This is a genomic window from Streptomyces sp. 63XJN7_1_ISO-PGPR-S23-121 (genome assembly GCF_056173025.1).
In genome coordinates this window covers 7,392,612-7,418,863 of sequence record NZ_CM149653.1, presented here as the reverse complement: position 1 = coordinate 7,418,863, position 26,252 = coordinate 7,392,612, and the positions used below count along the sequence as shown (strand labels likewise).

The 26,252-nt window shown below is 73.9% G+C and carries 24 protein-coding genes; 10 read left to right on the top strand and 14 right to left on the bottom strand.

From position 1 onward, the window contains the following. Positions 1–66: 66 nt before the first annotated feature. Positions 67–678, top strand: coding sequence for a GNAT family N-acetyltransferase (locus AC0VYN_RS33155; protein WP_475533946.1), 612 nt, complete (start codon positions 67–69; stop codon positions 676–678). A gap of 7 nt (positions 679–685) precedes the next feature. Here the strand turns inward: AC0VYN_RS33155 and AC0VYN_RS33150 are convergent, their stop codons facing one another. From AC0VYN_RS33150 to AC0VYN_RS33140, 3 genes are all read right to left on the bottom strand, one after another. After that, complete coding sequence (locus AC0VYN_RS33150; RefSeq protein WP_475533945.1) at positions 686–1,351, bottom strand: pyridoxine/pyridoxamine 5'-phosphate oxidase; 666 nt, start codon at positions 1,349–1,351, stop codon at positions 686–688. 52 nt (positions 1,352–1,403) lie between these two features. Then, positions 1,404–1,829 carry a pyridoxamine 5'-phosphate oxidase family protein gene (locus tag AC0VYN_RS33145; RefSeq protein WP_475533944.1) on the bottom strand — a complete coding sequence of 142 codons (426 nt, stop codon included), beginning with the start codon at positions 1,827–1,829 and terminating at the stop codon, positions 1,404–1,406. A gap of 322 nt (positions 1,830–2,151) precedes the next feature. Then, positions 2,152–2,799 (bottom strand): TetR family transcriptional regulator, encoded by a 648-nt coding sequence (locus tag AC0VYN_RS33140; RefSeq protein WP_475533943.1) that lies wholly within the window; start codon positions 2,797–2,799, stop codon positions 2,152–2,154. 122 nt (positions 2,800–2,921) lie between these two features. On the opposite strand from AC0VYN_RS33140, the gene kbpA reads away from it, so the two are divergent. The 3 genes from kbpA to AC0VYN_RS33125 all read left to right on the top strand — a co-directional run bounded on the left by kbpA (position 2,922) and on the right by AC0VYN_RS33125 (position 6,935). Then, complete coding sequence (gene kbpA / locus AC0VYN_RS33135; protein ID WP_475533942.1) at positions 2,922–3,680, top strand: AfsK-binding protein KbpA; 759 nt, start codon at positions 2,922–2,924, stop codon at positions 3,678–3,680. 200 nt (positions 3,681–3,880) lie between these two features. Then, positions 3,881–6,280: a protein serine/threonine kinase AfsK gene (afsK, locus tag AC0VYN_RS33130; RefSeq protein WP_475533941.1), complete on the top strand. Its 2,400-nt coding sequence runs from the start codon at positions 3,881–3,883 to the stop codon at positions 6,278–6,280. Between the two features lie 88 nt (positions 6,281–6,368). Continuing rightward, positions 6,369–6,935, top strand: a complete 567-nt coding sequence (locus AC0VYN_RS33125) for a hypothetical protein (protein ID WP_475533940.1) — start codon at positions 6,369–6,371, stop codon at positions 6,933–6,935. Positions 6,936–6,952: 17 nt separating this feature from the next. On the opposite strand, the gene AC0VYN_RS33120 is transcribed toward AC0VYN_RS33125, so the two are convergent. The 6 genes from AC0VYN_RS33120 to AC0VYN_RS33095 all read right to left on the bottom strand — a co-directional run bounded on the left by AC0VYN_RS33120 (position 6,953) and on the right by AC0VYN_RS33095 (position 14,199). Then, entirely contained in the window at positions 6,953–8,356 is a 1,404-nt protein-coding gene (locus tag AC0VYN_RS33120; RefSeq protein WP_475533939.1) for an NAD(P)/FAD-dependent oxidoreductase, read from the bottom strand. Then, positions 8,349–9,542, bottom strand: coding sequence for an MAB_1171c family putative transporter (locus tag AC0VYN_RS33115; protein ID WP_475533938.1), 1,194 nt, complete (start codon positions 9,540–9,542; stop codon positions 8,349–8,351). Before AC0VYN_RS33115 ends, AC0VYN_RS33120 begins: the two co-directional genes overlap by 8 nt. Then, on the bottom strand, positions 9,542–10,156 hold the full coding sequence (locus tag AC0VYN_RS33110) for a toxin (protein ID WP_475533937.1): 615 nt from the start codon (positions 10,154–10,156) through the stop codon (positions 9,542–9,544). Before AC0VYN_RS33110 ends, AC0VYN_RS33115 begins: the two co-directional genes overlap by 1 nt. 197 nt (positions 10,157–10,353) lie before the next feature. Next, positions 10,354–10,539 (bottom strand): regulatory protein AfsS, encoded by a 186-nt coding sequence (afsS, locus tag AC0VYN_RS33105; RefSeq protein WP_385465349.1) that lies wholly within the window; start codon positions 10,537–10,539, stop codon positions 10,354–10,356. A gap of 191 nt (positions 10,540–10,730) precedes the next feature. Continuing rightward, positions 10,731–13,697, bottom strand: coding sequence for an SARP-family global regulator AfsR (gene afsR, locus AC0VYN_RS33100; protein WP_475533936.1), 2,967 nt, complete (start codon positions 13,695–13,697; stop codon positions 10,731–10,733). Positions 13,698–13,788: 91 nt separating this feature from the next. Then, complete coding sequence (locus AC0VYN_RS33095) at positions 13,789–14,199, bottom strand: nitroreductase/quinone reductase family protein (RefSeq protein WP_475533935.1); 411 nt, start codon at positions 14,197–14,199, stop codon at positions 13,789–13,791. A 93-nt stretch (positions 14,200–14,292) separates the two neighbouring features. Between AC0VYN_RS33095 and AC0VYN_RS33090 the strand changes: the two genes are divergently transcribed. Beyond that, positions 14,293–15,123 (top strand): endonuclease/exonuclease/phosphatase family protein, encoded by an 831-nt coding sequence (locus tag AC0VYN_RS33090; protein ID WP_475533934.1) that lies wholly within the window; start codon positions 14,293–14,295, stop codon positions 15,121–15,123. Here AC0VYN_RS33090 and AC0VYN_RS33085 read toward each other — a convergent pair. Then, entirely contained in the window at positions 15,092–16,603 is a 1,512-nt protein-coding gene (locus AC0VYN_RS33085; RefSeq protein ID WP_475533933.1) for a CehA/McbA family metallohydrolase, read from the bottom strand. The genes AC0VYN_RS33090 and AC0VYN_RS33085 overlap by 32 nt on opposite strands. Before the next feature lie 190 nt (positions 16,604–16,793). Here AC0VYN_RS33085 and AC0VYN_RS33080 point away from each other — a divergent pair, with 190 nt between their 5' ends. Then, positions 16,794–19,397 (top strand): bifunctional FO biosynthesis protein CofGH, encoded by a 2,604-nt coding sequence (locus tag AC0VYN_RS33080; RefSeq protein ID WP_475533932.1) that lies wholly within the window; start codon positions 16,794–16,796, stop codon positions 19,395–19,397. A gap of 90 nt (positions 19,398–19,487) precedes the next feature. Beyond that, on the top strand, positions 19,488–20,051 hold the full coding sequence (locus AC0VYN_RS33075; RefSeq protein ID WP_475533931.1) for a hypothetical protein: 564 nt from the start codon (positions 19,488–19,490) through the stop codon (positions 20,049–20,051). Here the strand turns inward: AC0VYN_RS33075 and AC0VYN_RS33070 are convergent. The 3 genes from AC0VYN_RS33070 to AC0VYN_RS33060 are packed head-to-tail and all read right to left on the bottom strand — an operon-like array spanning position 20,035 to position 21,577. After that, positions 20,035–20,547 (bottom strand): DUF2165 domain-containing protein, encoded by a 513-nt coding sequence (locus AC0VYN_RS33070; RefSeq protein ID WP_475533930.1) that lies wholly within the window; start codon positions 20,545–20,547, stop codon positions 20,035–20,037. The genes AC0VYN_RS33075 and AC0VYN_RS33070 overlap by 17 nt on opposite strands. Before the next feature lie 29 nt (positions 20,548–20,576). Then, positions 20,577–20,768, bottom strand: a complete 192-nt coding sequence (locus tag AC0VYN_RS33065; RefSeq protein WP_475533929.1) for a DUF397 domain-containing protein — start codon at positions 20,766–20,768, stop codon at positions 20,577–20,579. Beyond that, complete coding sequence (locus tag AC0VYN_RS33060; protein WP_475533928.1) at positions 20,765–21,577, bottom strand: helix-turn-helix domain-containing protein; 813 nt, start codon at positions 21,575–21,577, stop codon at positions 20,765–20,767. The genes AC0VYN_RS33065 and AC0VYN_RS33060 overlap by 4 nt, the downstream gene beginning before the upstream one ends. Positions 21,578–21,690: 113 nt before the next feature. On the opposite strand from AC0VYN_RS33060, the gene AC0VYN_RS33055 reads away from it, so the two are divergent. The 3 genes from AC0VYN_RS33055 (at position 21,691) to AC0VYN_RS33045 (ending at position 24,453) form a co-directional block, all read left to right on the top strand. Next, positions 21,691–22,125, top strand: a complete 435-nt coding sequence (locus AC0VYN_RS33055; RefSeq protein WP_475533927.1) for an ATP-binding protein — start codon at positions 21,691–21,693, stop codon at positions 22,123–22,125. A 227-nt stretch (positions 22,126–22,352) separates the two neighbouring features. Then, complete coding sequence (locus AC0VYN_RS33050; RefSeq protein WP_475533926.1) at positions 22,353–23,186, top strand: helix-turn-helix domain-containing protein; 834 nt, start codon at positions 22,353–22,355, stop codon at positions 23,184–23,186. Positions 23,187–23,337: 151 nt separating this feature from the next. Then, positions 23,338–24,453 carry an ADP-ribosylglycohydrolase family protein gene (locus AC0VYN_RS33045; RefSeq protein WP_475533925.1) on the top strand — a complete coding sequence of 372 codons (1,116 nt, stop codon included), beginning with the start codon at positions 23,338–23,340 and terminating at the stop codon, positions 24,451–24,453. 19 nt (positions 24,454–24,472) lie between these two features. Here the strand turns inward: AC0VYN_RS33045 and AC0VYN_RS33040 are convergent, their stop codons facing one another. Continuing rightward, on the bottom strand, positions 24,473–26,056 hold the full coding sequence (locus AC0VYN_RS33040) for a sodium:solute symporter family protein (RefSeq protein WP_475533924.1): 1,584 nt from the start codon (positions 26,054–26,056) through the stop codon (positions 24,473–24,475). Between the last annotated feature and the right edge of the window lie 196 nt (positions 26,057–26,252).

Here is a 26,252-nt window from a genome sequence, read left to right as displayed (position 1 = left end):
ATCGGTTGCGGATCGGTCACGGAAACTCTCGGGCCTCCACCGGCCCCGGTCGGTTTGAATGGGCGGATGGCCCACACACGTACACGCACCCTCGCCCCCTCCGTCACCGAACCGCGTGGGCACGGCCTCCACCTCCGTGCCTGGGACGCCGGCAGCGAAGCCGACGTGCGGACGTGGCTGAGCGGCTACCAGGACCCCGACTTCCAGCGCTGGAACACGCCGCTCCGGCCGATGTCCGACCTGAGGGCGGCCCGCGAGTCGCTGCGGGCGCGGGCGCGGGACGCCGACGAGGGCAGGTCCGCGTCGTTCCGGATCACGGACGGGGCGGACGGCACGACGCTCGGGCACGTCGGCGTCAACGAGATCAACCTCCCCCTGAAGCTGGCCCGCGTCGGCTACTGGGTGCTGCCCGGGGCCCGCGGCCGGGGCGTCGCCACCCGCGCCCTGCTCCTGGCGTCGCGCTGGGCCTTCGCGGAACTCGGCGTCCACCGCCTGGAACTGGGCCATGCCGTGGGCCACGACGCCTCCTGCCGGGTCGCCGAACGGTCCGGGTACCGCTACGAGGGCACGATGCGCGAGGCCCTGTTCGAGGCCGGCCGGCACGACGCGTTCCGGGACGCCCACCTGCACGCCCGGCTGGCGACCGACGCGGAGCCGGCGGCTCCCGGCACGCGGTGACCGGCGCTCACGGCCACAGCAGCTGGGTGCGCCAGCCCGCCCCGGTCCGCCGGTAGGCGAGGCGTACGTGGCGGCGCCGGGCGTCGCCCTGGAAGAACTCCACCTCCTGGGGTCGCAGCCGGTAGAGCGTCCAGGACGGGACGGACGCTTCCGGCTCCCGCTCGGCCTGCTCCCAGGCCGTGCCGGAGGCGCGCGCCAGCTCCTCCGGCGAGCTCAGGGGCGCGCTCTGCCGGCCGGTGAGGGCGGCGGCCAGCGCGCCGGTCGACCGGGCGTGCAGGTCGGCCCGTGCCTCCTCGGCCGGGGCGACGGCGACCGGGCCGCGCACCCGCACCTGGCGGCCCAGCACCGGCCAGTAGAAGACGAGCGCGGCGTACGGCCGGGCGGCGAGGTGGCGGCCCTTGCGGCTGTCGGCGTGCGTGGCGAAGGACCAGCCGTCCCCGTCCGCGCCGTGCAGCATCACGATCCGCACGTCCGGCCATCCCTCGGCATCGGCCGTCGCCAGCGACACGGTGTGCGGCTCGTCCTGGCCGGCCGCCACCGCCTCGGCGAACCACCGGGTGAACAGGGGCAGCGGGTCGCCGGGCGCGGTGGCGGGGTCGAACGGCCGCAGTTCGGTGACCGCCGGGTCCCACACCCGCAGTGACCTCAGCAGCTCGTGAAGATCGGGTTCCATGTGCCGATTGTCACGTGGCGGCGGTCCGGGCGGGGGACGTTCGTCCTACGGCTCACACCTGGCCGAGGTCGGAGGAGACCCAGCGCTCGGGCCGCATCCGGACGACGACCTGTTCGCCGTGGTTCTTCCAGGCGAAGTCGACGTAGCCGTCGACCTTCTCGGCCGGGAGATACCGGGCCGACATCTCCCGCAGCAGCTCGACGGTCGCGGGGGCCGTCTCGACGACCGGGCCCTCCACCGAGACGTACCGGATGGTGGGCTCCAGCCGGTCGACCATCAGGGAAAACCGGCCGGCCGCCTTGATCAGCTCGTTCTTGCGGCTGTCGAGCCCGGTCAGGATCCAGACGTCGCCACCGGTCTCGTACTGGTACCAGATCGGCACGGTCAGCGGGGCCCGTCCGGCTCCCGCGTCCACCGCCAGCGCGGCGACGTGGGGTTCGGCCAGGAACTGTTCACGCTCTTCGCGGCTCAGAGCCATCGCGGTCTCCTCCAACGGCGTTCGGGTGTCCGGCTGTCGGGCTGTCCGGGTGTCTGCACCGTTCGCAACAGCGGGCGTCCGGGCGGTTGTTCCCCTGCGGGCCGGGCGGCGGCCGGGCGGCGGGCGGCTCGGCACCACGGAGGGGTGCGGCGGCGGGCGTCCAGGGCCAGGAAGGAGGCGCGGGGAGGAGGCGGGGGAAGAGCGGGGGAGCCGGGGGGGGGGCGGTGCGCGGAGCGGGCACCGGCGTGGCAGGGCGTGCGGGGGACCGGGGCGTGGCGGATCGGGCAGGGATGACAGGCTGCCGCGTGACCGGTCGGGCGCGCTACTTCGTGGGCTTCCTGCCGGTCATGCCCAGGTACGTCAACAGGGCGAGGTTCGGCCGGAGATCGGCCTGCTTCACGCCCCAGGAGGTGAAGCCCTTCTGGTGCGAGGCGACGGCCGAGAGCATCGTGACCAGCGCGCCGGCGATCGCCGCCGGGTTCACGTCCTTGTCGACCTTGCCCTTGGCCTGCAGCTCGGCGACGGAGTCCGCGAGGGCCGTGTTCACCGAGTTGAGGATCTTCATCCGCAGCTTGTAGAACCGCTTGTCGCCCTCCGCGGCGCCCAGGTCGACGACCCGGAGGATCGCGTCGTTCTTCCGCCAGAACTCGAGGAACCCGTCGACCAGTTCCTGCGCCGTCTGCCATCCGGACTTGCCGACCCAGGAACGGTTCGCCGCCAGCTCGGCCAGGCCGGAGCTCTCGGCGACCGTCTGCTCGGCGATCTCCAGGACGGCTCCCTCGACGTCCGGAAAGTACTGGTAGAAGGTCGCGGGCGAAGTGCCCGCCTTCCGGGCGACATCGATGACCTTGACGTCCCGGTAGGGCGAGGAGCTGAGCATGTCGCCCAGGCAGTCGAGCAGTTTCTGCCGGGTCGCCTGCCCGCGTCGACCGGCCACGCGGCCGTCCACGGTGCGCACTTGTCCTGTCATGCAGTCAGCTTACCGACGGGCGATCCCAGCGCGATTCGGCCGACTGCAAATGGGGTGCGCGGGCGTGGAGTGGCTGCTGTGCCTGGTCTGCGGCGTGCGCGGGACGCGGTTACGTTGGCGGCATGGCCGAAAACGGTGCATCCGCCCAGAGGGCGTCCGCGTACGCAGAAGGCGTCCCCTGCTGGGTGGACGCACAGCTCCCCGACGTCCCCGCGGGCCGGCGCTTCTACGGCGAGCTCTTCGGATGGTCCTTCGAGGACGCGGGGCCCGGCGCCGCCGCGTGGGCGCGGCTGGACGGCGAGCCCGTCGCCGCGCTGGTGCCCAAGACGGACGGCCGGATGCCCACGGTGTGGACGGTGTACTTCGCCGCCCGCGACGCCGGGGCGCTGGCCGGACGGGTCCGGGAGGCCGGCGGGCAGATCGTCGTGCCGCCGCGGCCGGTCGACGGCCTGGGCACGACCGCCCTCGTGGCCGACCCGCAGGGCGCGGTCTTCGCCCTGTGGCAAGGGGCCCCCGGCGCCGGCGGGACCGCCTTCGCCGGCTTCGGCAGGCGGCACCGGCCGGGCACCTTCGCCTGGGCCGAGCTGTACACCCGCGACACCGAGGCCGCCAACGCCTTCTACGGCGACCTCTTCCACGAGGCCCTCTTCGGCCCGGGCGCCGCCCCCGACGTGGGCCGCGCGGCGGTGACCGACGTCTTCCCCGCCGAGATGCCGCCGCACTTCCTCGTGCACTTCCGGGTCGAGGACTGCGAGGCGGCGCTCGGCACGGTGGCCCGGCTCGGCGGACGGGTGCGGGTGCCGCCGTTCGGGACGTCGTACGGGAGGGTGGCCGTCGTCTCGGACGGCCAGGGCGCCTCGTTCGCGCTGCTCCAGCGCTGAGGACCGCCGCGGCGCCGGGTCCGGGTGGGTGTTCGCCCGGGATTGGGACGTGACACCCGGATTGTCCCAGGGTTCGCCACCACGGCTCCGGACAGGAAGAATCGGGGTGTGTGCCGCCGCGGCGGTGCGGTGGTGAGACGCTGCACGTCGGTCGCGTACATATGTGGGTGGCGCGGCTCGTACGGGGAGGTGGCAGGCAAGTGGTGGATCAGCTGACGCAGCACGATCCGCGGCGGATCGGGCCGTTCGAGGTGCTGGGGCGGCTCGGCGCCGGCGGCATGGGGCTGGTCTATCTGGCGCGTTCGGCGTCCGGCCGGCGCGTGGCGATCAAGACGGTGCGGACGGAGCTCGCCGAGGACCAGCTGTTCCGCGTCCGCTTCACGCGTGAGGTGGAGGCCGCCCGCGCGGTCTCCGGCTTCTACACGGCGGCCGTGGTCGACGCCGATCCCCGGGCCGCCGTGCCGTGGCTGGCCACGGCGTACGTCCCCGCGCCCTCCCTCGAGGAGATAGTGAACGAGTGCGGGCCGCTGCCCGCCCAGGCCGTGCGCTGGCTGGCGGCGGGCGTCGCGGAGGCGCTCCAGTCGATCCACGGCGCCGGGCTCGTCCACCGCGACCTCAAGCCGTCGAACGTCCTCGTCGTCGAGGACGGCCCCCGGGTGATCGACTTCGGTATCGCCTCCGGCGTCTCGAACACCCGCCTGACCATGACGAACGTCGCCGTCGGCACCCCCGCGTACATGTCCCCGGAGCAGGCCAAGGACTCGCGCAGCGTCACCGGCGCCAGCGACGTCTTCTCGCTCGGCTCCATGCTGGTCTTCGCCGCCACCGGGCACCCGCCGTTCCACGGGGCCAACCCGGTGGAGACGGTCTTCATGCTGCTGCGCGAGGGCCCCGACCTGGAGGGCCTCCCCGACGAGCTGCGTCCGCTCATCGAGTCCTGCATGCAGATGGAGGCGACGGCCCGCCCCAACCCCGCCGACCTCCAGTCCCAGCTCGCCCCGCACCTGTTCGGCTCCGGCTCCGACGACAGCGGTACGGCGTCGGCGTGGCTGCCCGAACGGGCGGTGGGGCTGATCGAGGGACGGCGGGGCGGCCGCACCTCGATCCGGCCCGCGGCGACGGCGGGCGGGCGCGGCGGAGGCGCGGGCGGTGCCCGGCCGGCCGTACCGGCGCCCTCGCTGCCGCCGCCGCCCTCGCACGACCCCGTCGTCCCGGCGCCGTCCGTGCACGGCCCCCCGGTGCCCGCGCCCGTCGGTGCCCCGGACACCGGGCCCGTCCAGCTGGCCGGCGCCCCGGTGCCCATCGGCCCCGGCCCGCGCGTCGCGGACATGCGGGCGGCCGCCGTGGCCGCGCCCCCGCCGGAGTCCGCCCTCGCCGCCTCCTGGTCCCGGCCGCACCCCGGCGTCAACGGCGCCGACCCGGCCGTACCGGCACCCGCCGTGCCCCCGGCGCCCCCCGAGGCGGCCGCGAGCGGCTGGCGGCCCTGGCGGTTCCGCATGTCCAACGACGTCTGGGGCACGCCGTCCGTCGACGGGGACCTGGTCTACGTCACCTCCTTCGAGGTGCACGCCCTGGACGTGGCCACCGGACGCCGCCGCTTCAAGACCCGGGACGTGGCCTGGTCGATGGCGGTCGCGGACGGCCGCATCCACGCCTCCGACGGCCCGACCCTCTTCGCCCTGGACGCGCGGGAGGGCGCCGACCTGTGGCGTGTCCAGACGGACGCCTGGGTCTACTCACTCCGGGCCGACCGCGGCACGGTCGTGACCGCCACCCGCGGCGGCGGCGTCCAGGCGTGGGAGGCCTCGGGCGGCCAGAAGCTGTGGGAGATCACCGGCGCCCAGACCGACTTCGAGTCCCCGGAGGCGGGCGCGGCCGTCCATGACGGCACGGTGTACGTCTGGCAGGACGCCAGGCTGCGCGCCCTGGACGCCCGGACCGGCGACGAGCGCTGGTCGTACCCGATCGGCGACGCGGCGTCCTGCGGCGGCGTGCCGGTCCGCCTGTCCCAGGCACCCGACGGCTACGTGTACGTCGCGGCCGGCACCCGCGTCCTCGCCCTGGAGGTCGCCTCCGGACACGTCCGCTGGCACTTCGAGGCCCCGGCGGTCTTCCTGTCCCCGCCGGTCTTCGTGCCGGGCCCCGCGGTCACCGGTGGCGGCGTCTACCTGGCCGACTACCTCGGCACGGTGTACGCCCTCGACGCCACCGACGGCCGCGACCGCTGGCGCATCGCGACGGAGGGCCGTTCCTCCACCGACCCGGTCCTGGTGGCCGCGGGTCACGTCCACGTGGGCAGCGGCAAGGGCCTGTACACCCTGGACGCCGTCACCGGCACGCCCAAGTGGCGTTTCCAGGCGGGCGGCGAGATCGTCGGCGCGCCCGTGGTGGCCGAGGGCCGGATCCACTTCGGCTCCACCGACCACCTCCTCTACACGCTGAAGGCCGACGACGGCCGCCTGCGCTGGAAGCTGGCGACGGGCGGCGAGATCACCGGCTCCCCGGTCGTGCGGGACGGCATCGTGTACGCGTGCAGCAAGGACCGCTGCGTGTACGCGCTGGACGCGGAGAAGGGCACGGGGACGGCGCGCACGGCCTGACGCGCCCCGCCCCGGCACGGCCGCACGGCGTGCCCGGCCGTGGCGCGGCGGTGACATGCCCGTGACAGCCGCTGGTTAGCGTGGCGTCATGACGACACGGGGACGAGCATGCAGGTTCGCGGCCATCTCGGCACTGGTGGTCCTCAGCCTGACCGGGTTCTCGACGGGGCGCGGGCACGGCCACGGCGGCGGTGACGGTGGGAGCGGGTGCAGCAGCAGCGGCCAGGACCACGACGGTTCGTCGTCCACGTCGGACGGCGACGTGTACAAGGACGACGGCGACGACTCGTACGGCAGTGGCACGAGCGGCGGTTACGGTTACGGCCGCTCCGACACCGACGACACCGACACCGACGGCGGGGGTGGTGACGGCGGCCGCGCCGCCCCGGAGGCCGCCACGGTAGAACTCGTGAGCTGCGCGACCGAGGACGATCCGTACGCCACGGTCGAGGTGACCAACCCCAACGACCGCGAGTTCACCTTCGCCGTCACCGTGTTCTTCAAGGACGGGAGCGACGTCACGATCGACGACGCCCGCCAGGAGACCACCGTCCCCGCCGGCAGCGCGAGCCGCGTACGCCTCGCGCTCGACGCCCCGGGCCGGACCGCCGACCACTGCGAGCTGGACGACGAGGAGATCCTCCCGCTGACCTGACCGCGGCGCCCGGGCGGTCAGTTGCGGGCCGCCCGGCGTTCCGCCTCGCTGATCGGCGGGCCCTGGAGGTGCGGCCTCCGCGGGCCGAACAGCATGGGGACCAGCATGTCCCGCGAGAAGAGCCGGGTCGGGGGCCGCTCCATGCTCATCACGTCGAGCAGGGCACCCAGGGCGCGGGGACTGCGGGCGCCGGTGGCGACGGCCCGGTCGACGTAGCGGGCCAGGAGCCTCTCCGCCACGGCCGGCGGGGTGTCCGCTGCGCCCGGGTAGAACGCGTCCTGGCCGACCGCCAGGCCCCAGGCGCCCGCGACCGGGCGGGCCGCGGCGCGCTGGACGGCACCGGCCGTCCCGGGCGCGGTGAGGCCGGTGCGGCGCAGCACGTCACGGACGGCGAGGGCGCCCTGCGCGGCGACGGTCAGGCCGTGCCCGTAGACGGGGTTGTAGCCGGCGACGGCGTCACCGAGGACGACGAAGCCCTCGGGGCGGCGCCTGAGCTTCTCGTAGTAGCGGCGCCGGTTGGCGGTGCTGCGGGTGACGGTGACGTCTCCGAGCGGTTCGGCGTCCCGCAGCAGCTCGCCGATGACCGGGTCCGCGAGGGAGAGCGCGAACGGCACGAAGGCGTCCGGGTCGGGGCCGGGCTCGCCGCCCCGGGTACCGCCCAGGGTGACGATCCACCGGTCGCCCTCGACGGGCAGGATGACGCCGCCCCGCCCGGGCGGATCGGCCGGGTTGGCCTGCACGTTGATCAGCGGGAAGGCGCCGTCGGCCGTGCTGCCGGGAGCGCGGTACACGCGGGTGGCGTAGGTGAGGCCGGCGTCGACCTCCCGCTCGGTGACCCGGGGCAGACCCAGGTCGACGAGCCACTGCGGGGCACGGGAGCCGCGTCCGGTCGCGTCCACGACGAGGTCGGCGTCCAGCAGATGCTCGTCGCCGTCGCGGGCCAGGACGCGCACCCCGCTCACGCGGCGGGCGTCGCCCTCCAGCGACAGGGCGGCGGTGTCCTGGCGCAGGGTGATCCGCTCGCCCTTGAGGACGTGGTCGCGGACGACGGAGTCGAGCAGGTCGCGCGAGCAGACCAGGTTCCGGTGGTGGGTGGCGAGGAACCTGCGGAACCACACCTCGTTGGGGGCCCGGGACACCATGTCGCCCATGATGCGGACCAGGCGCCCGCCCCGGCACACGACGTCGTCGACGAGCCCGGGCAGCAGCTCCTCCAGGGCCCGGACCCCGCCGCTCCACACCAGGTGCGCGTGCCGGGCCTGCGGAACCCCCCGGCGCGGCTCGGGCCCCTCGGGCAGGACGTCGCGCTCGACGACCGTGACGTCCGCGAACTCGGTGAGCACGGCGGCGGCGAAGAGGCCCGCCGCGCTGGCGCCCAGGACGACGGCGCGCGGCCGGTGGGCGACGGGTTTGTCAGGCATGTGCGTTGAGGCCGCTTCCTGTGCTGGTCACCCGGCGGCCGAGGGCGGCGATGGCACGCCGTCGGTACAGGGCGAGGGAGATGGTGCCGATGTGGTCGCTGATGTCGGTGCCGATGCCCGGCGGCCGGTCGGACGCGGGCGCCGGGACACCGGCCGCGCAGGCGTCGATGGCGTCGCGCAGCGCGACGGCACCGGCGAGGTCGCGGGCCCTCGCCTCGCCGTGGACGGCGCGTGCCGCGGCCAGGGCCCGCCGGTGGACGTCGTGGCGGAAGTGCGGGGCCAGCAGCAGCAGCGCGTCGTGGATGCGCTGCTGCCGCTGCATGACCCGCAGGTCCAACGGCACCCAGAACCCGAAGCGGGCCGGTGCCGCCGCCGGCGCGAGCACCCGAAGCGCCCGCCACAGGGGCCGCAGCCGCAGGTACTCCCGCTGGTCGCGGACCGCGTTGCGCAACGCCGGACCGGCCTGCGGGACGATGAACCCGACGGCGACCAGCGACGCCTGGAGCAGGGCGAACGGCGGCGCCACCCGCGTGCTGAGGACGTCCCAGTCCGTCCCGCACCACCGGGCCGCCACCGCGGCCAGTTTCGCCCCGTCGAAGACCAGGCCGGCGGCGAAGCCGGCCAGCAGGAGGACGACCCCCGACCGCACCCAGCGGTCGGTCACCGTCGGCGACCACTGCCGCAGCATCCGGGTGGCGACGATGCCGGTCACCGCGTGCGCGCCGAGGTAGAGCAGGATGTGCTCGCGCATCCACGGCGTGCCGGCGTAGTAGGTGTCGAGGTCGTACACCCGCGGCTCCGGCACGCTGGCCAGGAAGAAGGTCACCCACAGGCCCGCCACCACCCCGCCGTACGCCCAGTGGATGCGGCGGATGCCGCGCCTGCGCCGCTCCGACGGCGGCTCCCGCCATCGGGTGATCATGGTCAGCCCGGTGGCGCCGGACGCGGTCAGGAACGAGTACGCCCACGGCGAGGCGAAGTTGGGGATGCCCGTCCACGCGTTGAGGCGCTCGATGTTGACGGGGGTGACGACGACGAGCACGCACGTCGCGCACACCAGCAGCACGGTCGTCGCCCGCACCTCGGGGTTGCGCCAGGCCCGTACGAACGTCGGCAGCTTGAGCAGGACGGCGACGGCGAGCAGGACGGTGGGCAGCGCGTAGGGGACGTGGAGATGCGCGGCCATCAGAGCAGGCGCCCGCCGCGGTTGGTCAGCGACAGGTTCATGCGGCCCTCCACGGTCGCGGGGGAGACCGGGCCCTCGGCGTACCGGCCGCGCATCCAGGTGCGCACCTCCCGCCCGAACAGCAGCCCGAAGGTCTCGGCGGCCACTTCGTGCCCGTCCGGCGACCCGGCCCGGGCCGCGACGGCCAGCAGCGCGTCGCGCGGCACCTCGGCCTCGGTGAGGATCTGCTCCGCCGCCCGCCGCACCGCGTCGGACGTCTGCTGCGGCGGGGCGCCGGCCCGCGCGGAGGCCTCGGCGAGCCCGGCGACGTGGTGCCCGCAGTCGCCCTGCTCCTCGTGCCACAGCTCGTGCCCGAGGATCACCAGCTGGGCCTCGGGCACGGTGCGTTCCTCGACCACGACGAGGGACCGGTCCCCGAGGTCCAGCCGCAGCCCCGACACCGGGATGTCCGCCGGGAACGCCCGGAACACCAGCTCCACCGGCCGCCCCGCGCGCACGCTCATGGCCCGGCAGAAGGCCCGCATGACGGCCTCCGGCTCCGCCGGTCTCTCGACGTCCTGGGCCGCCTCCCCGCCGAGCGCACGGAGCAGCGCCTTCATCGCTCGCGGACCCACCGGCCGGGGCCTCCCTCCCGGGGACATCACCGACGTACACCGACATGACGGGGAGACCCTAGTGACACCCGAGGATCCGTTCGACCCTTCCGAACGACTCAGGCCACGGCTTGGCCGGAACTGAACCATTTGGGACACACATCGGCCGCGGCGGCTCCCCCTCCGCGCCGCCGCGGCCGATCCCCGTGCGGAAAGGTCTACTTGCCGTCCCGGCCCAGGGCGGGCGGGGCCGGCATCGCGTTGTCCATCGTGGTGATGGTGTCCTTCGCGGGCGGCGTGGGCATGGCGTTGTCCATCGTGGTGATGGTCTCGTCCTTCGCCGGCGGCGTGGGCATCGCGTTGTCCTGCGTGGTGGCTTCCGCGTCCTTCTTGACGTCGCTCATGTGCTGTCTTCCTTCGCTGCGGTGACGGCTGGTGAGGAACGCCCGTCCAGTGGCTCCCCCGTGGGCCGCCGGACGGGCGTTCGGAGCCGCACGATAACTGGCCCGGCTCCCGGTCAGACCGCCTGCCCCCCGACGCGACGGTGTGACAGGAAGAAGACTGCACGGGGGAGATAAACGAACGCTGAACGCCCTCAGGCGGCCGCGGCCGGGGAGAGCAGCGCCCGGACCTCGTCGGCCTCCGGCGCCCCGCACTGCTGGAAGAGGCCGAGCGCGTCCTGCCAGCAGGCACCGGCCCGGTCCGCCTGGCCGAGCCCGGCGAGAGCGCGTCCCAGGAGCGTCAGGACGTTGCCCCGCATCCGGTCCCCGCCGATGCACCCCAGCGCCAGCGCCTGCTCGGCGTGCTGCGCCGCCTGCGCCGGACGCAGGGCCGACAGGTGCACCTGGGCGATACGGAAGTTGGTCGTACCCTGCCACAGACGCTGCCGGTGGTCCTCGAAGATGCGCAGCGCGCTGGCGAACTGCGCGAGGGCGTCCGTGTGCCGGCCGGCCCCGGTGAGCGCGATGCCCAGGGTGAAGTGCCCGTTGGCCAGGCGCATGGTCCGGCCGATCTCGAGCTGGGCGGTCAGCCCCCGGTGCGCGATGGCCACCGCCTTCTCGGTGTTGCCCATGCCCAGGTGGGCCCGGGAGAGGTTGCAGAGGCTGAGCGCCTCGCCGGCCCGGTTGCCGGCCGCCCGGTAGCCGTCGATGGCCTGCTCCAGGAAGGACTGCCCGTCCGCGTACCGGCCCTGGTGCAGCGAGATGAGACCCCGGTCGTTCGCGACCCAGCTCACGGCGGTCGTGTCCCGCGCGGACTGCGCGCGCGCCATGGCCAGTTCCGCCTGTTCGGCGGCCTGCCGGATACGGCCGGAGACCAGCAGGACGTTGGTGAGCGTCGTACGCGCCCTGCCCTCGGCGCGCGGATCCCCGCCCGCCCCGGTGGCGTCGCACATCGCCCTGGCCGTCGTCTCGTACTGGTGGGAGTTCGCCCCGGACTCCGTCAGGTCCTTGGCCGCCCACAGCAGGTCCACCGCCCGCCGCAGCCGGTCGGTCCCGGCGGACTGCCGCACGCACGCGAGCAACGGCGCTGCCTCGCTGTACAGCCAGTCCAGCGCCGCCGAGCCCTCGGTGAACGTCAGCCCCGGGTACTCGGTCGGCTCCAGGCCGTCCACGAGCCGGTCGCCCGGCCGCTCGATCGCGTACACCCCGGCCGCCGTCGCCAGGTAGAAGTCCAGCAGCCGCGACAGCGCCGCCCCCCGCTCGCTCGGCGGCTGCTCGTCGCGTTCCGCGCACGCGCGGGCGTAGAGCCGGACCAGGTCGTGGAACCGGTAGCGGCCCGGCGCCGCCGACTCCAGCAGGGACGTGTCCACCAGGGACTCCATCAGGTCCTCGGTGTCCTCCGCCGGGAGGTCCAGCAACGCCGCCGCGGCCGCGAGGGAGATGTCCGGGCCGTCCGCCAGGCCCAGCAGGCGGAAGGCACGGGCCTGGGCCGGCTCCAGTTGCCCGTAGCCCAGCTCGAACGTGGCCTTGACCGCCAGGTCGCCGGCCTGGAGCTCGTCCAGCCGGCGCCGCTCGTCCGCCAGCTTCGCGGCGAGGACGGACACCGTCCACGTGCGGCGGGCCGCGAGGCGCGACGCCGCGATGCGGATGGCCAGCGGCAGGAAACCGCACGCCGCGACCACGTCCAGGGCCGCCTTCCGCTCCGCGGCGACCCGCTCCTCGCCCACGATCCTGGTGAAGAGCCCCAGCGCCTCGTCCGGGGACATCACGTCCAGGTCCACCAGGTGCGCCCCGGCGAGGTCCACCATCCGCACACGCGACGTCACCAGCGCCGCGCAGCCGTCCGTGCCGGGCAGCAGCGGGCGCACCTGCGCCGCGTCCCGGGCGTTGTCCAGCAGGACCAGGACGCGGCGGCCGTCCAGGACGGAGCGGTAGAGGGCCGCCCGCTCCTCCAGGGAGTCCGGCACGGCCGAGTCGGCCGTGCCCAGGGCGCGCAGGAACGAGCCCAGCACCGTCTCCGGTTCCGCCGCCCGCGCCCCCGTGCCCTGGAGGTCGACGTAGAGCTGCCCGTCCGGGAAGGCGGCCCGCGCCCGGTGGGCCACGTGCACCGCGAGGGTCGTCTTGCCGACACCGCCGATGCCCGCCAGCGCGGAGACGGCCATCACCCGGCCCTCGGCACCCGACGCCGAGCCCAGCACCTCGCTCAGCTCCCGCACGAAGGACGCGCGTCCCGTGAAGTCCGGCACCGTGGCCGGCAGCTGGGCCGGCCGGACCGGGGCGGCGGCCGGTTCCGCGGCCGGCGCGGACGGTTCCGCCAGGGCCGGGTCCGCCTGGAGGATGCGCTGTTGCAGCTCCCGCAGACCGGGACGCGGGTCGACGCCCAGCTCGTCGGCGAGCAGGCGGCGCGTGTCCGCGTACACGGCCAGGGCCTCGGCCTGGCGCCCGCTGCGGTACAGGGCGAGCATGAGGAGCTCCCGCAGCCGCTCGCGCAGCGGATGCGCGGCGGTCAGCGCGGTCAGCTCCGAGACGGCCTCCGCGTGGCAGCCCTGCTCCAGGTCCATGTCCAGCCGCGTCTCGAGGAGCTGGAGCCGCCACTCCTCCAGCCGGACCCGCTGCGCCTGCGCGTACGGGCCCGGGACGGCGGCCAGCGCCTCGCCGTCCCACAGCGCCAGCGCGCGCCGCAGCACCTCACGGGCGCCGCGCAGGTCCCCGGCGGCCCGCGCCTTCTCCGCCTCGACGGCCAGGTCCCGGGCGACCGACAGGTCCAGGGCCCCGGCGTCCAGGCCGCGCACGGCGTAGCCGCCCGACTCGCTCACCAGCACCCCGGGGTCCAGGACCTTCCGCAGCCGGGAAGCGTACGTCCGCACCGCCGCCAGCGCCTGCGACGGCGGTTCCTCGCCCCACAGGGCGTCGATCAGCTCGCCGGCCGTCGCCGTACGGCCCTCGCGGAGCACCAGCGCGGCCAGCAGCGCGCGTTGCTGCGGGGAGCCGGTGGCCAGCGGCTCGTCGCCGCGCCAGGCGCGCACCGGTCCGAGCACGCCGAAGCGCAGCGCGGCCGACTGCTCCGGTTCCGCCGGGGATCCGGGCAGCCGCTGCTGCGGGACCCGCGGTCCACCGTCCATGCCGTCCCCCTAGGACATCCTGAGCAACCACGTCAGTTTGCCTTGTTCATGCCGACCTCGTCAGCCGTGGGAGACGCCGATCACAGGTTCCTCACCTGCTTCCGCCCCCGTCCAGGTCCACCCGCACCGTCGGCAGCCCGGTCCCGACCCCCATCGCCCGCACGGCCAGGCTGCTGAACCGGGGCAGGCGGCGCAGGCGCGCGACCGGGTCGTCGCCCGGGAGCGGCAGGGCCGTCCCCGTGTGCCGGCGGCCCCGGATCCGCACCCGGACCCGCGGATCGGCGCGGATGTCGCGGATGTACTGCGCCCGCTCGCCGAACTCCGACACCGGCCGGAAGGAGTCGCCGACCCGGCGTCCGCGGACCGGTGTGCGGCGGGGGAGGCCGGAGACGCGGCCGGTGGTCTCCAGCAGGGTCTGGCCCGGAAGGCGGCGCGCGACCGCGTTCAGCCGGCGCTGCAGGGCCGTCACGGCCCGGTACTTGGTCTCGGCACAGGACGACATCGTTCGTTCACTCTCCCGTCTCGTGTGCCTCCATGTTCTCCGGACAACCTCATGGGGAGGGTGCGGACGGGCGGGAAGACGGGCGGTGCGGGCGTGCGGGTCGTGACGTGGAACCTCTGGTGGAGGTTCGGCCCGTGGGCCGAGCGGCGCAAGGCGATCCTCGCCGTGCTGCGCGACCTCGATCCCGACGTCATCGGACTCCAGGAGGTGTGGTCCACCGCGGACGAGAACCTCGCCGGCTGGCTGGCCGGCGAACTCGGTTTGCACTGGGCCTGGGCGCCCTCTCCCGCGCCGGAGCCCTGGCAGCGCCGGATCGGCGACGCCACGGTCGGCATCGGCACCGCGGTGCTCAGCCGCTGGCCCGTCGTCGAACGCGCCGTGCTGCGGCTGCCCGTCCCCGGCGACCTCGACGACGGCCGGCTCGCGCTCTACGCCGGCCTCGGCGCGCCCGCTCACCGGGTCCCGTTCTTCACCACCCACCTGACCTCCGCGTCCCACGCCTCGGCGGTGCGCCGCGCACAGGTGGCCGCCCTCGCCGGTTTCGTCGCCCGGCACCGGACCGGCACCGGCTTCCCGCCCGTCGTCACCGGCGACTTCAACGCCCGCCCGGACACCGAGGAGGTGCGGCTCCTGCGCACCGTGCCCCTCCTCGACGCCTGGGACCACGCCGATCCCGCCGCGCCCCACGGCACCTGGGACACGGCCAACCCGTACGTGTCCCGTGCCGACGGCGAGCCGAGCATCCGCATCGACTACGTCCACGTCGGGCCGCCCGGCCCCGGCGGGCTGGGCGCCGTCCGGGCGGTGCGGCGCGCGGGCGCCGGACCCGTGGCCGGCGTCTGGCCCTCCGACCACGCGGCCGTCGTCGCGGACCTCGCCGACGGCCGGCCCGCTACCGCCGCCCCAGGAACACCGGGTTGGTGAACGCCGCCAGTGCCCCCGGCAGGGGGCCGGCGGCCGCCTCGTGGCGCAGTTCCGCCCGGACGTACGCCGCGTACGAGGCCGTCGTCCGCCACTCCACGGTGCCCGAGCCGGACACCGGCAGCGGTGCGCCGGTGAACAGCACCCCCTGGTCCGTGACGAAGCGGACCGTGCAGCGCGGGGCGCCCGTCACCTCAAGGCGGACGGTGACCGGGGTGTCCGGGTCCACGGGGAGCCGTTCGCCGATGCCGGCGTGCTCGCCGCGCCCGCCGGACGCCGTGAGGGCGAGCGACAGCCTCGACGACTCGGCGACGTACGAGCGCCCCGCCCGGATGCCCTCCTGGACCGCCTCCCGGGTCAGGTCGTCGGCGAGGACGACGGTCTGCGGGTGCCCGACGACGTCCGGGTCGCGGTGGGAGTCGCTGCTGCCCATGGCCGGGATCCAGTCGCGGCCGTCGCGCACCGAGGCGACCAGCATGCCGTCCCAGTCGGCCAGCGCCACCTCGTCGTCGGGCGTCCAGGGCCCGTTCCACACCTCGACCGCGTCGGCCTCCCCGAAGCCGAACTTCCAGTTGCAGCCGATGCAGGTGGCGTGCGGGTGGGCCGGGACGACCAGGCCGCCGGCGCGGCGGATCTGCCGAGCGAACCGGCCGAAGCGGTTGTCGCGGGCCCGGTAGCGCCAGTCGACGAAGGTGCCGGGGTCGGTGCCGAGGGCGACCACGTGCCCGTTGCGCGTCGTCACCTCCTCGCCCAGCATGATCAGCAGGTCGTCGCCGGCCAGGTCCGCCCAGTGCGCGTGCGCGGAGTGCGTGTTGTGCTCGGAGGAGTTGACGAAGTCCAGCCCCGCCGCCCGCGCGAGCGCCGCGATCTCGGCGGGCGTGCGGCGGCCGTCGGAGTGCACGGAGTGCAGGTGGCAGTCGCCCCGGTACCAGGCGCGGCCCCGCCCCCGGGCCCGCGACGGCGGGTACACGGGCCGGGCGGTCTCGCCGGGCTCCCCGTACGTCAGCGTGATCGTGAGCTCGTACGGCAGTCCCTGCGGCGCGACCGTGTACGGGCCGAGCGCGATGTGCCAGGTGCCCGCCCGCACCGGCCCCGGCACATAGCCCGGCGTGGCGTCGTCCGCGCGGACGAAGAACTCCGTGCGCGCCCCGCCCGACCAGCCCCGGAAGCCCCGGCCGCCCAGCCCGGTGCCGCGCTCGTCGAAGACGCCGATGTCGAGGGCGTTGCCCGGCGTCCCGGCGGGAACCGCGGGCCGGTCGTAGGTGTAGGAGACCCTGATCTCCCGCACGCCCGGCGGGACTTCGACCGGGACGTACACGAAGTCGGGGGAGCCCGGGGGAAGGGTGCCGCGTACGGTCCTCGTGCGCGGCCCCGGGCCGCCCGCTGCCGAAGCGAAGCTCACGGTTCCCAAGGTAAGCGCGGCGGCGGCTCCCGTCACGAACACCGCGCGTCTGCCGATTCCGGCGTGGTCGTCCTCGCACATGCTGCTCTCCCCAGGTGTCGTGGGTGACATGGCACGGGTGGTGCGGGGGTGGTGCGTGCGCCCAACCCTGGTATTGAGCCGTGAACTCCCGGGCAAGGAAAGGGGGTCGGCGGATGGAGGGCCGGAAACCGCCCGGTGGGCGGGCGGCGCGTGCTCCGCGGCCCGATCATGGCGCTCGTATGCTCGAAGGATGACGACTTCCGCGACCTCCGGAACCGGACCCGCCGACGCCACCGGCCCCACCGAGAACTCCCTGCGTCGCGCCCTCAAACGCGCCCGGGACGGTGTCGCCCTCGACGTCTCCGAGGCCGCGGTGCTGCTCCAGGCCCGCGGCGAGCACCTCGACGCCCTCACCGCGTCCGCCGCCCGGGTGCGGGACGCGGGCCTGGAGGCCGCCGGGCGCCCCGGCGTCATCACGTACTCGAAGAGCGTCTTCATCCCCCTGACCCGGCTGTGCCGGGACAAGTGCCACTACTGCACCTTCGTCACCGTGCCCGGCAAGCTGCGCCGGGCGGGCCACGGGATGTTCATGTCGCCGGACGAGGTGCTGGACATCGCCCGCAAGGGCGCCGCCCTCGGCTGCAAGGAGGCGCTGATCACCCTCGGCGACAAGCCCGAGGACCGCTGGCCCGAGGCCCGCGAGTGGCTCGACGCGCACGGCTACGACGACACGATCGCCTACGTCCGCGCCGTCTCGATCCGCGTCCTGGAGGAGACGGGCCTGCTGCCCCACCTCAACCCGGGCGTCCTGACCTGGACGGACTTCCAGCGCCTCAAGCCCGTCGCGCCGTCCATGGGCATGATGCTGGAGACCACCGCGACCCGCCTGTGGTCCGAGCCCGGCGGCCCGCACCACGGCTCCCCGGACAAGGAGCCCGCCGTGCGGCTGCGCGTCCTGGAGGACGCCGGCCGCTCCTCCGTGCCCTTCACCTCCGGCATCCTCATCGGCATCGGCGAGACGTACGAGGAGCGCGCGGAGTCCCTCTTCGCGCTGCGCAAGGTCTCCCGCGCCTACCACGGCGTCCAGGAACTGATCATCCAGAACTTCCGCGCCAAGCCGGACACCGCGATGCGCGGCATGCCGGACGCGGAGCTGGACGAGCTGGTCGCCACGGTGGCCGTGGCGCGGCACATCATGGGCCCCTCGGCCTGCCTCCAGGCCCCGCCCAACCTGGTGGACGCGGAGTACGAGCGGCTGATCGGGGCGGGCATCGACGACTGGGGCGGGGTCTCCCCGCTGACCATCGACCACGTCAACCCCGAGCGTCCCTGGCCGCAGATCGAGGAGCTGGCGGAGAAGTCCCGCACGGCCGGCTTCGAGCTCCGGGAGCGGCTCTGCGTCTACCCGGAGTTCGTCCGGCGCGGCGAACCGTGGCTGGATCCGCGCCTGCGCCCGCACGTGGCGGCGCTCGCCGACCCGGACACCGGTCTGGCGGTCGAGGACGCGGCGGTGGAGGGACGGCCGTGGCAGGAGCCCGACGAGGTCTTCGAGGCGTCCGGCCGCACCGACCTGCACCGCACCATCGACACCGACGGCCGCACGTCCGACCGCCGCGACGACTTCGACGAGGTGTACGGCGACTGGGGCGCCCTGCGCGAGGCGGCCGCGCCCGGCATGGCACCCGAGCGCATCGACACCGACGTGCGCCAGGCGCTGGCGACGGCGGCCGACGACCCGACGAGGCTGACGGACGCCGAGGCGCTGGCGCTGCTCCACGCCGACGGTCCGGCGCTGGACGCCCTGTGCGGGGTGGCCGACGACGTCCGCAGGTCGGTGGTGGGCGACGACGTGACGTACATCGTCACGCGGAACATCAACTTCACCAACGTCTGCTACACGGGCTGCCGTTTCTGCGCGTTCGCGCAGCGCCGCACGGACGCCGACGCCTACACGCTCTCCCTCGGCCAGGTGGCGGACCGCGCCCAGCAGGCGTGGGAGGTCGGCGCGGTCGAGGTCTGCATGCAGGGCGGCATCCACCCGGACCTGCCGGGCACGGCGTACTTCGACATCGCGAAGGCGGTGAAGGCCCGCGTGCCGGGCATGCACGTGCACGCCTTCTCGCCGATGGAGGTCGTCAACGGCGCGACCCGCACCGGCATGTCGATCCGCGAGTGGCTCGGCGCGGCCAAGGAGGCGGGCCTCGACTCCATCCCGGGCACGGCGGCGGAGATCCTCGACGACGAGGTTCGCTGGATCCTGACCAAGGGCAAGCTGCCCACGGCCACCTGGATCGAGGTCGTCGAGACGGCCCACGAACTGGGCATCCGGTCGAGCTCCACGATGATGTACGGCCACGTCGACCAGCCCCGCCACTGGCTCGGCCACCTGCGCACCCTCGCCGGCATCCAGCAGCGCACGGGCGGTTTCACGGAGTTCGTGACGCTGCCCTTCATCCACACGAACGCGCCGGTGTACCTGGCGGGCATCGCCCGGCCGGGGCCGACGATGCGCGACAACCGGGCGGTCACCGCGATGGCCCGTCTGCTCCTCCACCCGCACATCCCCAACATCCAGACGAGCTGGGTGAAACTGGGCACGGAGGGGGCGGCGGAGATGCTCCGTTCCGGTGCGAACGACCTCGGCGGCACGCTCATGGAGGAGACGATCTCCCGCATGGCGGGCTCGTCGTACGGCTCCTACAAGTCGGTCAAGGACCTGATCGCGGTCGCCGACGCGGCGGGCCGCCCGGCCAGGCCCCGCACCACGCTGTACGGCGAGGTCCCCGAGGAACGGCAGCGGGCGGCGGCGGCCTCGGACGGGCACCTGCCGGAGCTGCTGCCGGTGCTGGACTGACCGCCGCCGGACCGAGGCACGGGCCGCTCACAGTACGATGATCGGACCCCCGGTGTGTCGGGGTTCTCGTAGCTGAGGAGATGCGTGCCCGTGCCTGCCCGACTTCCCTCGTGGGCCTGGGTCTCCGGTCTGACCGTGGGAGCGATGGCGGCGGTAGCCGTCCTGACCGTGCAGGCGGACCGGGGCCCGCACCCCACCGCCACGGTGGCCGATCCGAAGCCGTCGGCCACGGCGGAGGCGTCGCCCAGGCCGAAGGAGACGGCACCGGCCCCCGTCCCGGACGGCTCCGGCACCGGGCGGCGCATCGTCTACTCCCTCGGTCAGAAGCGGGTCTGGCTGGTCGACGCGAGCGACGCCGCGCGCCGGACGTTCACCGTGTGGCCCGGCTCGGTAAGCCCCGATCCGGGCTCCTACACGGTCGGCACCCGCACCGAGGGCGCCACGACCGGCTCCGACGGCGTGCGGATCGAGCGGATCGTGTACTTCGCCCTGGAGGACGGGGTCTCGGTCGCCTTCTCCAACGCGGTCGACGGCTCCTCGCCCCCGCCGCCCGTTCCGGGGACGAAGACCGGTGGCATCCGGCTCCACACGGCGGACGGCGAGGCCGTCTGGGCGTTCGCGACGGCCGGCACGAAGGTCACGGTCGTCCCGTAGGACCGCCCCGCTCCAGCGGCAGGTGGGTGACGATCAGCACGACGCCGCTGAGCAGGAAGATCCGCGTCGCCGCGTCCAGTCCGTTCCAGGTGTCCGACTGCCACATCGCGAACCACTCACCGCCGATGCCGATGAAGCCGACGCCGAAGAGCAGCATCACCATCAGCAGGCCGAGGGTGGAGACCAGGCGCGCCCTCGCGCCGTCCCGCCGGAACCACAACCAGGTCCCGGCGACGAGCACGAGCGCGGCGGCCGTCTCCCAGACGATGATCGCCACGTACGCCGCGTTCTGTAAGCCCTCGCTGGTGACGGCCCGCCACATGAGGTCGTCGTCCTTGAAGGTGGTGTCCATGGCGAGCACGTGCTGGACGAACGCCTGGTTCGTCCCGAAGTCGGTGATGTTCCCGAAGGCGACCAGCGCCATGTAGAGGGCGACGGTGCCGGTGAGCAGGGCCGCGGCCAGGGGCAGGGCCCGCGAGGCGGAAGTGGTGGTCATGCCCACCTCATTACCCACGGGCCCGAAGCTCATCCGGCCGCCGTGACGGCCTGCACGAACGCGGCCCACGAGGCGTCGGCGAAGGTCAGACGAGCGGCGTCGGGGGCCTTGGAGTCGCGCACGTGGACGGTGGTGTCGGCGGGGGGTATGGCGACCTCGACGCATTCGGGGCCGTCATTGCTGCTGTAGCTGCTTCTGAACCACTCGAGGGCGGAGGTCATGTCTCTTCTCCCATGACTTTCTCGATGAAGGCCAATGACTCGCGGGGCGTGAGCGCCTGCGCCCGGATGATCCCATAGCGCAAGTCCAGGGTCTGGACCTCGTGGGGGTCGGTGATGACTCGGTTGTGCAGTTGGGCTTCCGAGTGGCCGAACGCCGTCCCGCCCCGAAGCTTCAACAGTTGCAGCGATCCGGCCATCCCCGCGTGGTCTTCACGGTCCGTGGGCATGACCTGGATCTCGACATGCCTCAAATTCCCGATCTCCAACAGGTGTTCAAGTTGCTGCCGGAGCACGCTCCTGCCCCCGAGCGGGCGTCGTAGGGTCACCTCTTCCTGAACGAAGGAGAGCTGTGGCCGGGGGACGCGCTCGAAGACAGCCTTCCGCGCCATACGGGCGGAGACGTAGCGGTCGGTTTCCTCCTCCGTGTACGCCGGGCGCCGCATCGCGTACAGGGCGCGCGCGTACTCGGGAGTCTGGAGCAGCCCGTGGACGTGGTGGCCCGCGTAGGCCCCCAGCTCGACCGCCTCCTCCTCCAGCCTCGCCAAGTCCCTTACCTTCTTCGGGTAGCGGGCCTTCTCCACGTCCTCCTTCATGGTCGAGAGCTTCCCGCCCGCGCCGAGTACCTCGTCGGCCCTGTCCAGGAAGTCGGGCTTGGGCACCCGCCGCCCGCGTTCCACGGACGAGACCATGTCCTCGCCGTACCCGATGGCGGACCCCAGTTCGGCCTGGCGCAGCCCGGCCGCCTCCCGCCACAGCTTGATCTGCCGCCCGACCGCCTTGAGCACGGCCGCGGCCTCCTCGTCCTCCACGTCTTCCCCTCCTGGCGTACGACCCGTACGACCACGGCAGGCACCCGGACAGTCACTCTCGGTACCGAGGTCGGTGCTGTTCAGGGTAGGGACGGGCGGCCACGCTGGGTGACGTGAACCAGAAATTGGACCTGTCCGTCACCGCGAACGCGTGCCACTTCACGATCCAGTTGTCCGCGACGCGCAGGGGTGCCCGGCTCGCGCGGCTGCTCACGGAACGCCAGCTCGACGACTGGGACGTGCCGTCCGGGGCGGCGGTGCAGGTCGTCGCCGAACTCGCCGCGAACGCGGTGCTGCACGGCCGGGTGCCGGGACGTGACTTCCGGCTGGCCCTGCGGCTGACTCCCGGCGGTACCCTCCGCGTCGAGGTCACGGACGCCCGGGGCGACCGGGTCCCGCGTCCCCACGACCCGGCCGCCGACGACGCGGAGGGCGGACGTGGCCTGCACATCGTGGCGGCGTACGCGGACCGTTGGGGCGTCGACCAGGGGCCGGCGCCCGCCAAGACCGTCTGGGCCGAACTCTCACCGGGTCGCGGCCGGACGTGACCCGGTCGGGCACGACGCCAAAGACCAAAGAACCGGGGAAAGAACCGACCCACCCCCGCCGCCCCCGTCGATCACTCTCCGGAGTGAACATCGGCAACTCGGCTGGCGTGGCGCGGCGTTCATGGTGCAGCGTCTGCCGCAACAACCCCAGACATGATTCGGCCCCCGCCGGGACTGCCATCCCACTGCGAGGGCCTGATCACCGAGGAAGATCGGACCTCTTCCTGATGACTGAGCAGAACCCTAGCGCGCACGCCCGCCCCGTGTCCGGCCGTCACCCCGGTGGTGTCGAGCACGACAACCACCCGCACCACGACCACTTCACCGTGGTCGGAAATCACCTCCTCCAGCACCCCGAGCTGTCCCTGACGGCGATCGGCCTGGCCGTCCACATCCAGTCGCTGCCCGCCGGAGCACCGGTCGGGATCAAGACGCTGGCGGGCAAGTTCCCCGAGGGCGAGATCCGCATCGCCGCCGCCCTGCGGGAGCTGGAGGAGCACGGCTACCTCGCACGCACCAAGGAGCGTCTTCAATCCGGCCGAGTCGTGACCCGGACGGTCTCCCGCAACAGGCCCGGCGCGGCCCTGGCGGGGGCAGTCGCACCGCCGCCCGCCGAGCCGGCCGGCGCCGGGGCCACCGCACCGGCACCGGACACGGAGCGTGCCCCGGCTCCCGGGGCCGGCCGGTCCCCGGCGTCCGACCTCCTCACCCGGCTGCGCCTCCACGACTCCCGTCTGCTCCTCACCGAACGGGACGTACGCCGCCTCGTCCCGTCCGTCACCGTCTGGCTGGAGCGCGGCGTACCCGCGTCCGCGGTGGAGCGGACCCTGACGACCGGCCTGCCCCAGGAGCTGATCCGCCACCCGGTGGCCTTCCTGGAGCGCCGCCTCACCGCCGATCTGCCCCCCGCCCTGCCCGCGTCCCCTCCACCGGCCCCCGGCCCGCACGCTCCTGCCCCCCTCCAGACCTGCGACGGCTGCGAACGCGCCTTCCGCGCACCGCGCCCGGGCCGCTGCCGCGACTGCCGGGCAGGCAGCCCGGCGGAGCGGGTGGCCGCGTAACCAACCGCTCCCGCACCCGCCCCGGAACCCACGCGTCGTCACGTGAACGTTTCCTCACCGTTCCAGCCCTGACCGACCATTCCCGTTCGAATACAGTGCTGGGCGTCGCACGTACGGACAGTGGCGTGGACAGTACCGAGGGGAGGGCCGGGTGGGCGCGACAGCCGGCACCGTGTGGGGTCGTGCCGAGCAGCAGGACTTCCGGAGCCGGGTGCGCGGGACGTTGCTGGGGGTCGCCGTCGGGGACGCCTTCGGGACGCCCCTCGACGGGATGGACCCCGACGCCGTCCACGAGGCCCACGGGCCCGAAGGGCCGGCCGACCTCGCCCCCGCCCACGGGCGGCGCGGTGCCGTCACCCACCTCACCCAGCTCACCCTGTTCTCCGTCGACGGACTGATCCGCGCCCAGGTGCGGCGCGACACCGGGGCCTGGCATCCGCCGACCGATCTGCACCGCGCGTACCGGCGCTGGTACGCGACCCAGCACGACTGGGGGCCCGACGAGCGGCGCAAGGACGACGGCTGGCTGGCCCGCGAGGAGTGGCTGTACACCCGGCGCGACCCCACACGGGCGCTGCTGCTCGGGCTCGGTGACGACACGATGGGCACTCCCGAGGCGCCCAAGAACCCCGGTGAGCGCGGGCCCGAGGCCGCCGCCCGGTCGGCACCGTTCGGGCTGCTGGTCGGCTGGGAGCCGCAACTCGTCGCCCAGCTCGCCGTGGAGTGCGCGGCGCAGACCCACGGCCACCCCACCGGGACCCTCGCGGCGGGCGCGTACGCCGTGGTCGTCCACGCGCTGGCGCGGGGGGAGGGCCCGGACCCGGCGGTGCAGCGGGCGCTCGCGCTGCTCGCCGTCCGGCCCGGGCACGAGCCGGTGTCGGAGGCGTTGCAGCAGGCGCTGGGCGCGGTCCGGCAGGGGCTCCCGACACCGGCGCGGGTCGCCGAGCTGGCCGGCGAGGGCACGGCGGAGGGCCTGGTCGCCGCCGCCGTGTACTGCGCCCTCGTCGCCGAGGACGTACGGCACGGGCTGCGGCTGGCCGTCGGCCACGGCGGGCCCTCCGCCGCGGCCGGCGCGCTGACGGGCGGGCTGCTCGGTGCCCTGCACGGCGAGACGGCCCTCCCGCCGGCCTGGGTGGCCGAGCTGGAGGGCCGTCCGACGATCCTGGAACTGGCCGACGACTTCGCCATGGAGATGACCCAGGGCCCGGCCCTGCACGGTCCCGCGGGCTCGTCCCCGGGCTGGCTGGCGAGGTACCCCCGGGCGTGAGCGGGCCCGACGGCGGACCTCAGTCCTTCACCCGGGTCCGCCCCACCGCGTCGCCCCTCTCTCCCGCGGGCGCCGGGACGGCCGCCGCCGCTCCGGAGGCGTCGTCGTCCCCGTCCGTGTTGACCCGCTCGATGACGGCGAGCCGCTCCGGGGTGTCCTCCGGCTTCAGGTAGCCGATGACGACGTAGAGCACCAGGGACACCGCCAGCGGCACGGACACCTGGTACTCCAGCGGCACCCCGCCCTCGACGCTCCAGTTGATCGGGTAGTTGACCAGCCAGAACGCGAGCAGGCCGGCCGCCCAGCTGGTGAGTGCGGCCGTCGGGCCGGAGCGGCGGAAGGGCCGCAGCAGGCCGAGCATCATCGGGATGGCGATCGGGCCCATCAGACCGGCGACCCACTTGATGACAACGGTGATGATGTCCTTGAACGCCGGCGAGTTGACCTGCGTGGCCACCGCCATGGACAGGGCGAGGAAGACGACCGTCGTCACGCGCGCCGCGACCAGCCCGGACCGCTCGCCCCAGGCCCGTGCCCGCGCCGACACGACCGGTGCCACGTCCCGGGTGAACACGGCCGCGATGGCGTTGGCGTCCGACGAGCACATGGCCATGGTGTGCGAGAAGAAGCCGACGATGACCAGGCCCAGCAGGCCGTGCGGGAGGAGCTGTTCGGTCATCAGGCCGTAGGAGTCGGAGCCGTCCGGCTTCTGCGACTCCACCAGCAGCGGCGACATCCACATCGGGAAGAACAGCACCACCGGCCAGACCAGCCACAGCACCGCCGACAGCCGCGCCGACCGGGCGGCCTCGCGGGCGTTGCGCGTGGCCATGTAGCGCTGGGCCTGGTTGAGCATGCCGCCGTTGTACTCGAAGAGCTTGATGAAGAGGAAGGCGAGCAGGAACACCGTCCCGTACGGGCCGACCAGCGGCTTGCCGTGGCCCTGGAGGGCGGGCTCGTCCCAGACGCCGAAGAAGCCGCCGTGGTCGCCGAGTTTCATGACGACGGCGACGAACATCGCGACGCCGGCCAGCAGCTGGATGACGAACTGGCCGAGCTCGGTCAGCGCGTCGGCCCACAGGCCGCCGATCGTGCAGTAGATGCCCGTGATGACACCGGTGATCAGGATGCCCTGGTTGAGGGAGATGCCGGTGAAGACCGACAGCAGCGTGGCGATGGCCGCCCACTTCGCGGCCACGTCCACGATCTTCAGGAGCATGCCGGACCAGGCCAGCGCCTGCTGGGTCGGCAGGTTGTAGCGGTTCTTCAGGTACTCCAGCGGGGAGGCCACGTGGAGCCGTGAGCGCAGCCGGTTGATGCGCGGCGCGAACAGCTTCGACCCGACGGCGATGCCCAGGGCGATGGGGAACGACCAGGTGACGAAGGACGTGACGCCGTAGGTGTAGGCGATGCCCGCGTACCCGGTGAACATCACCGCGCTGTAGCCCGACATGTGGTGCGAGATGCCGGACAGCCACCAGGGCATCTTGCCGCCGGCCGTGAAGAAGTCGCTGACGTTGTCCACGCGTTTGTGCGACCAGACGCCGATCGCCACCATCACGGCGAAGTAGCCGATGAGCACGGACCAGTCGAGACCGTTCATGTGCCCCCTTCCGGGGTCCGCCTTGTGAACTCCGCTCAGCTGGCTGGCACTTCGCAAGAGCGGGGTGTGGGCGTGGCGCGCGGCGAAGTGCCCGCTCATCGTGGTTGCGTCGGCAAGGGCACGACAAGAAAGCGGAGGGTCAAGAGCGGGTAAAAAGGTTCTACTTGCTGACCTTCGTTCATGGACATGAACGCCG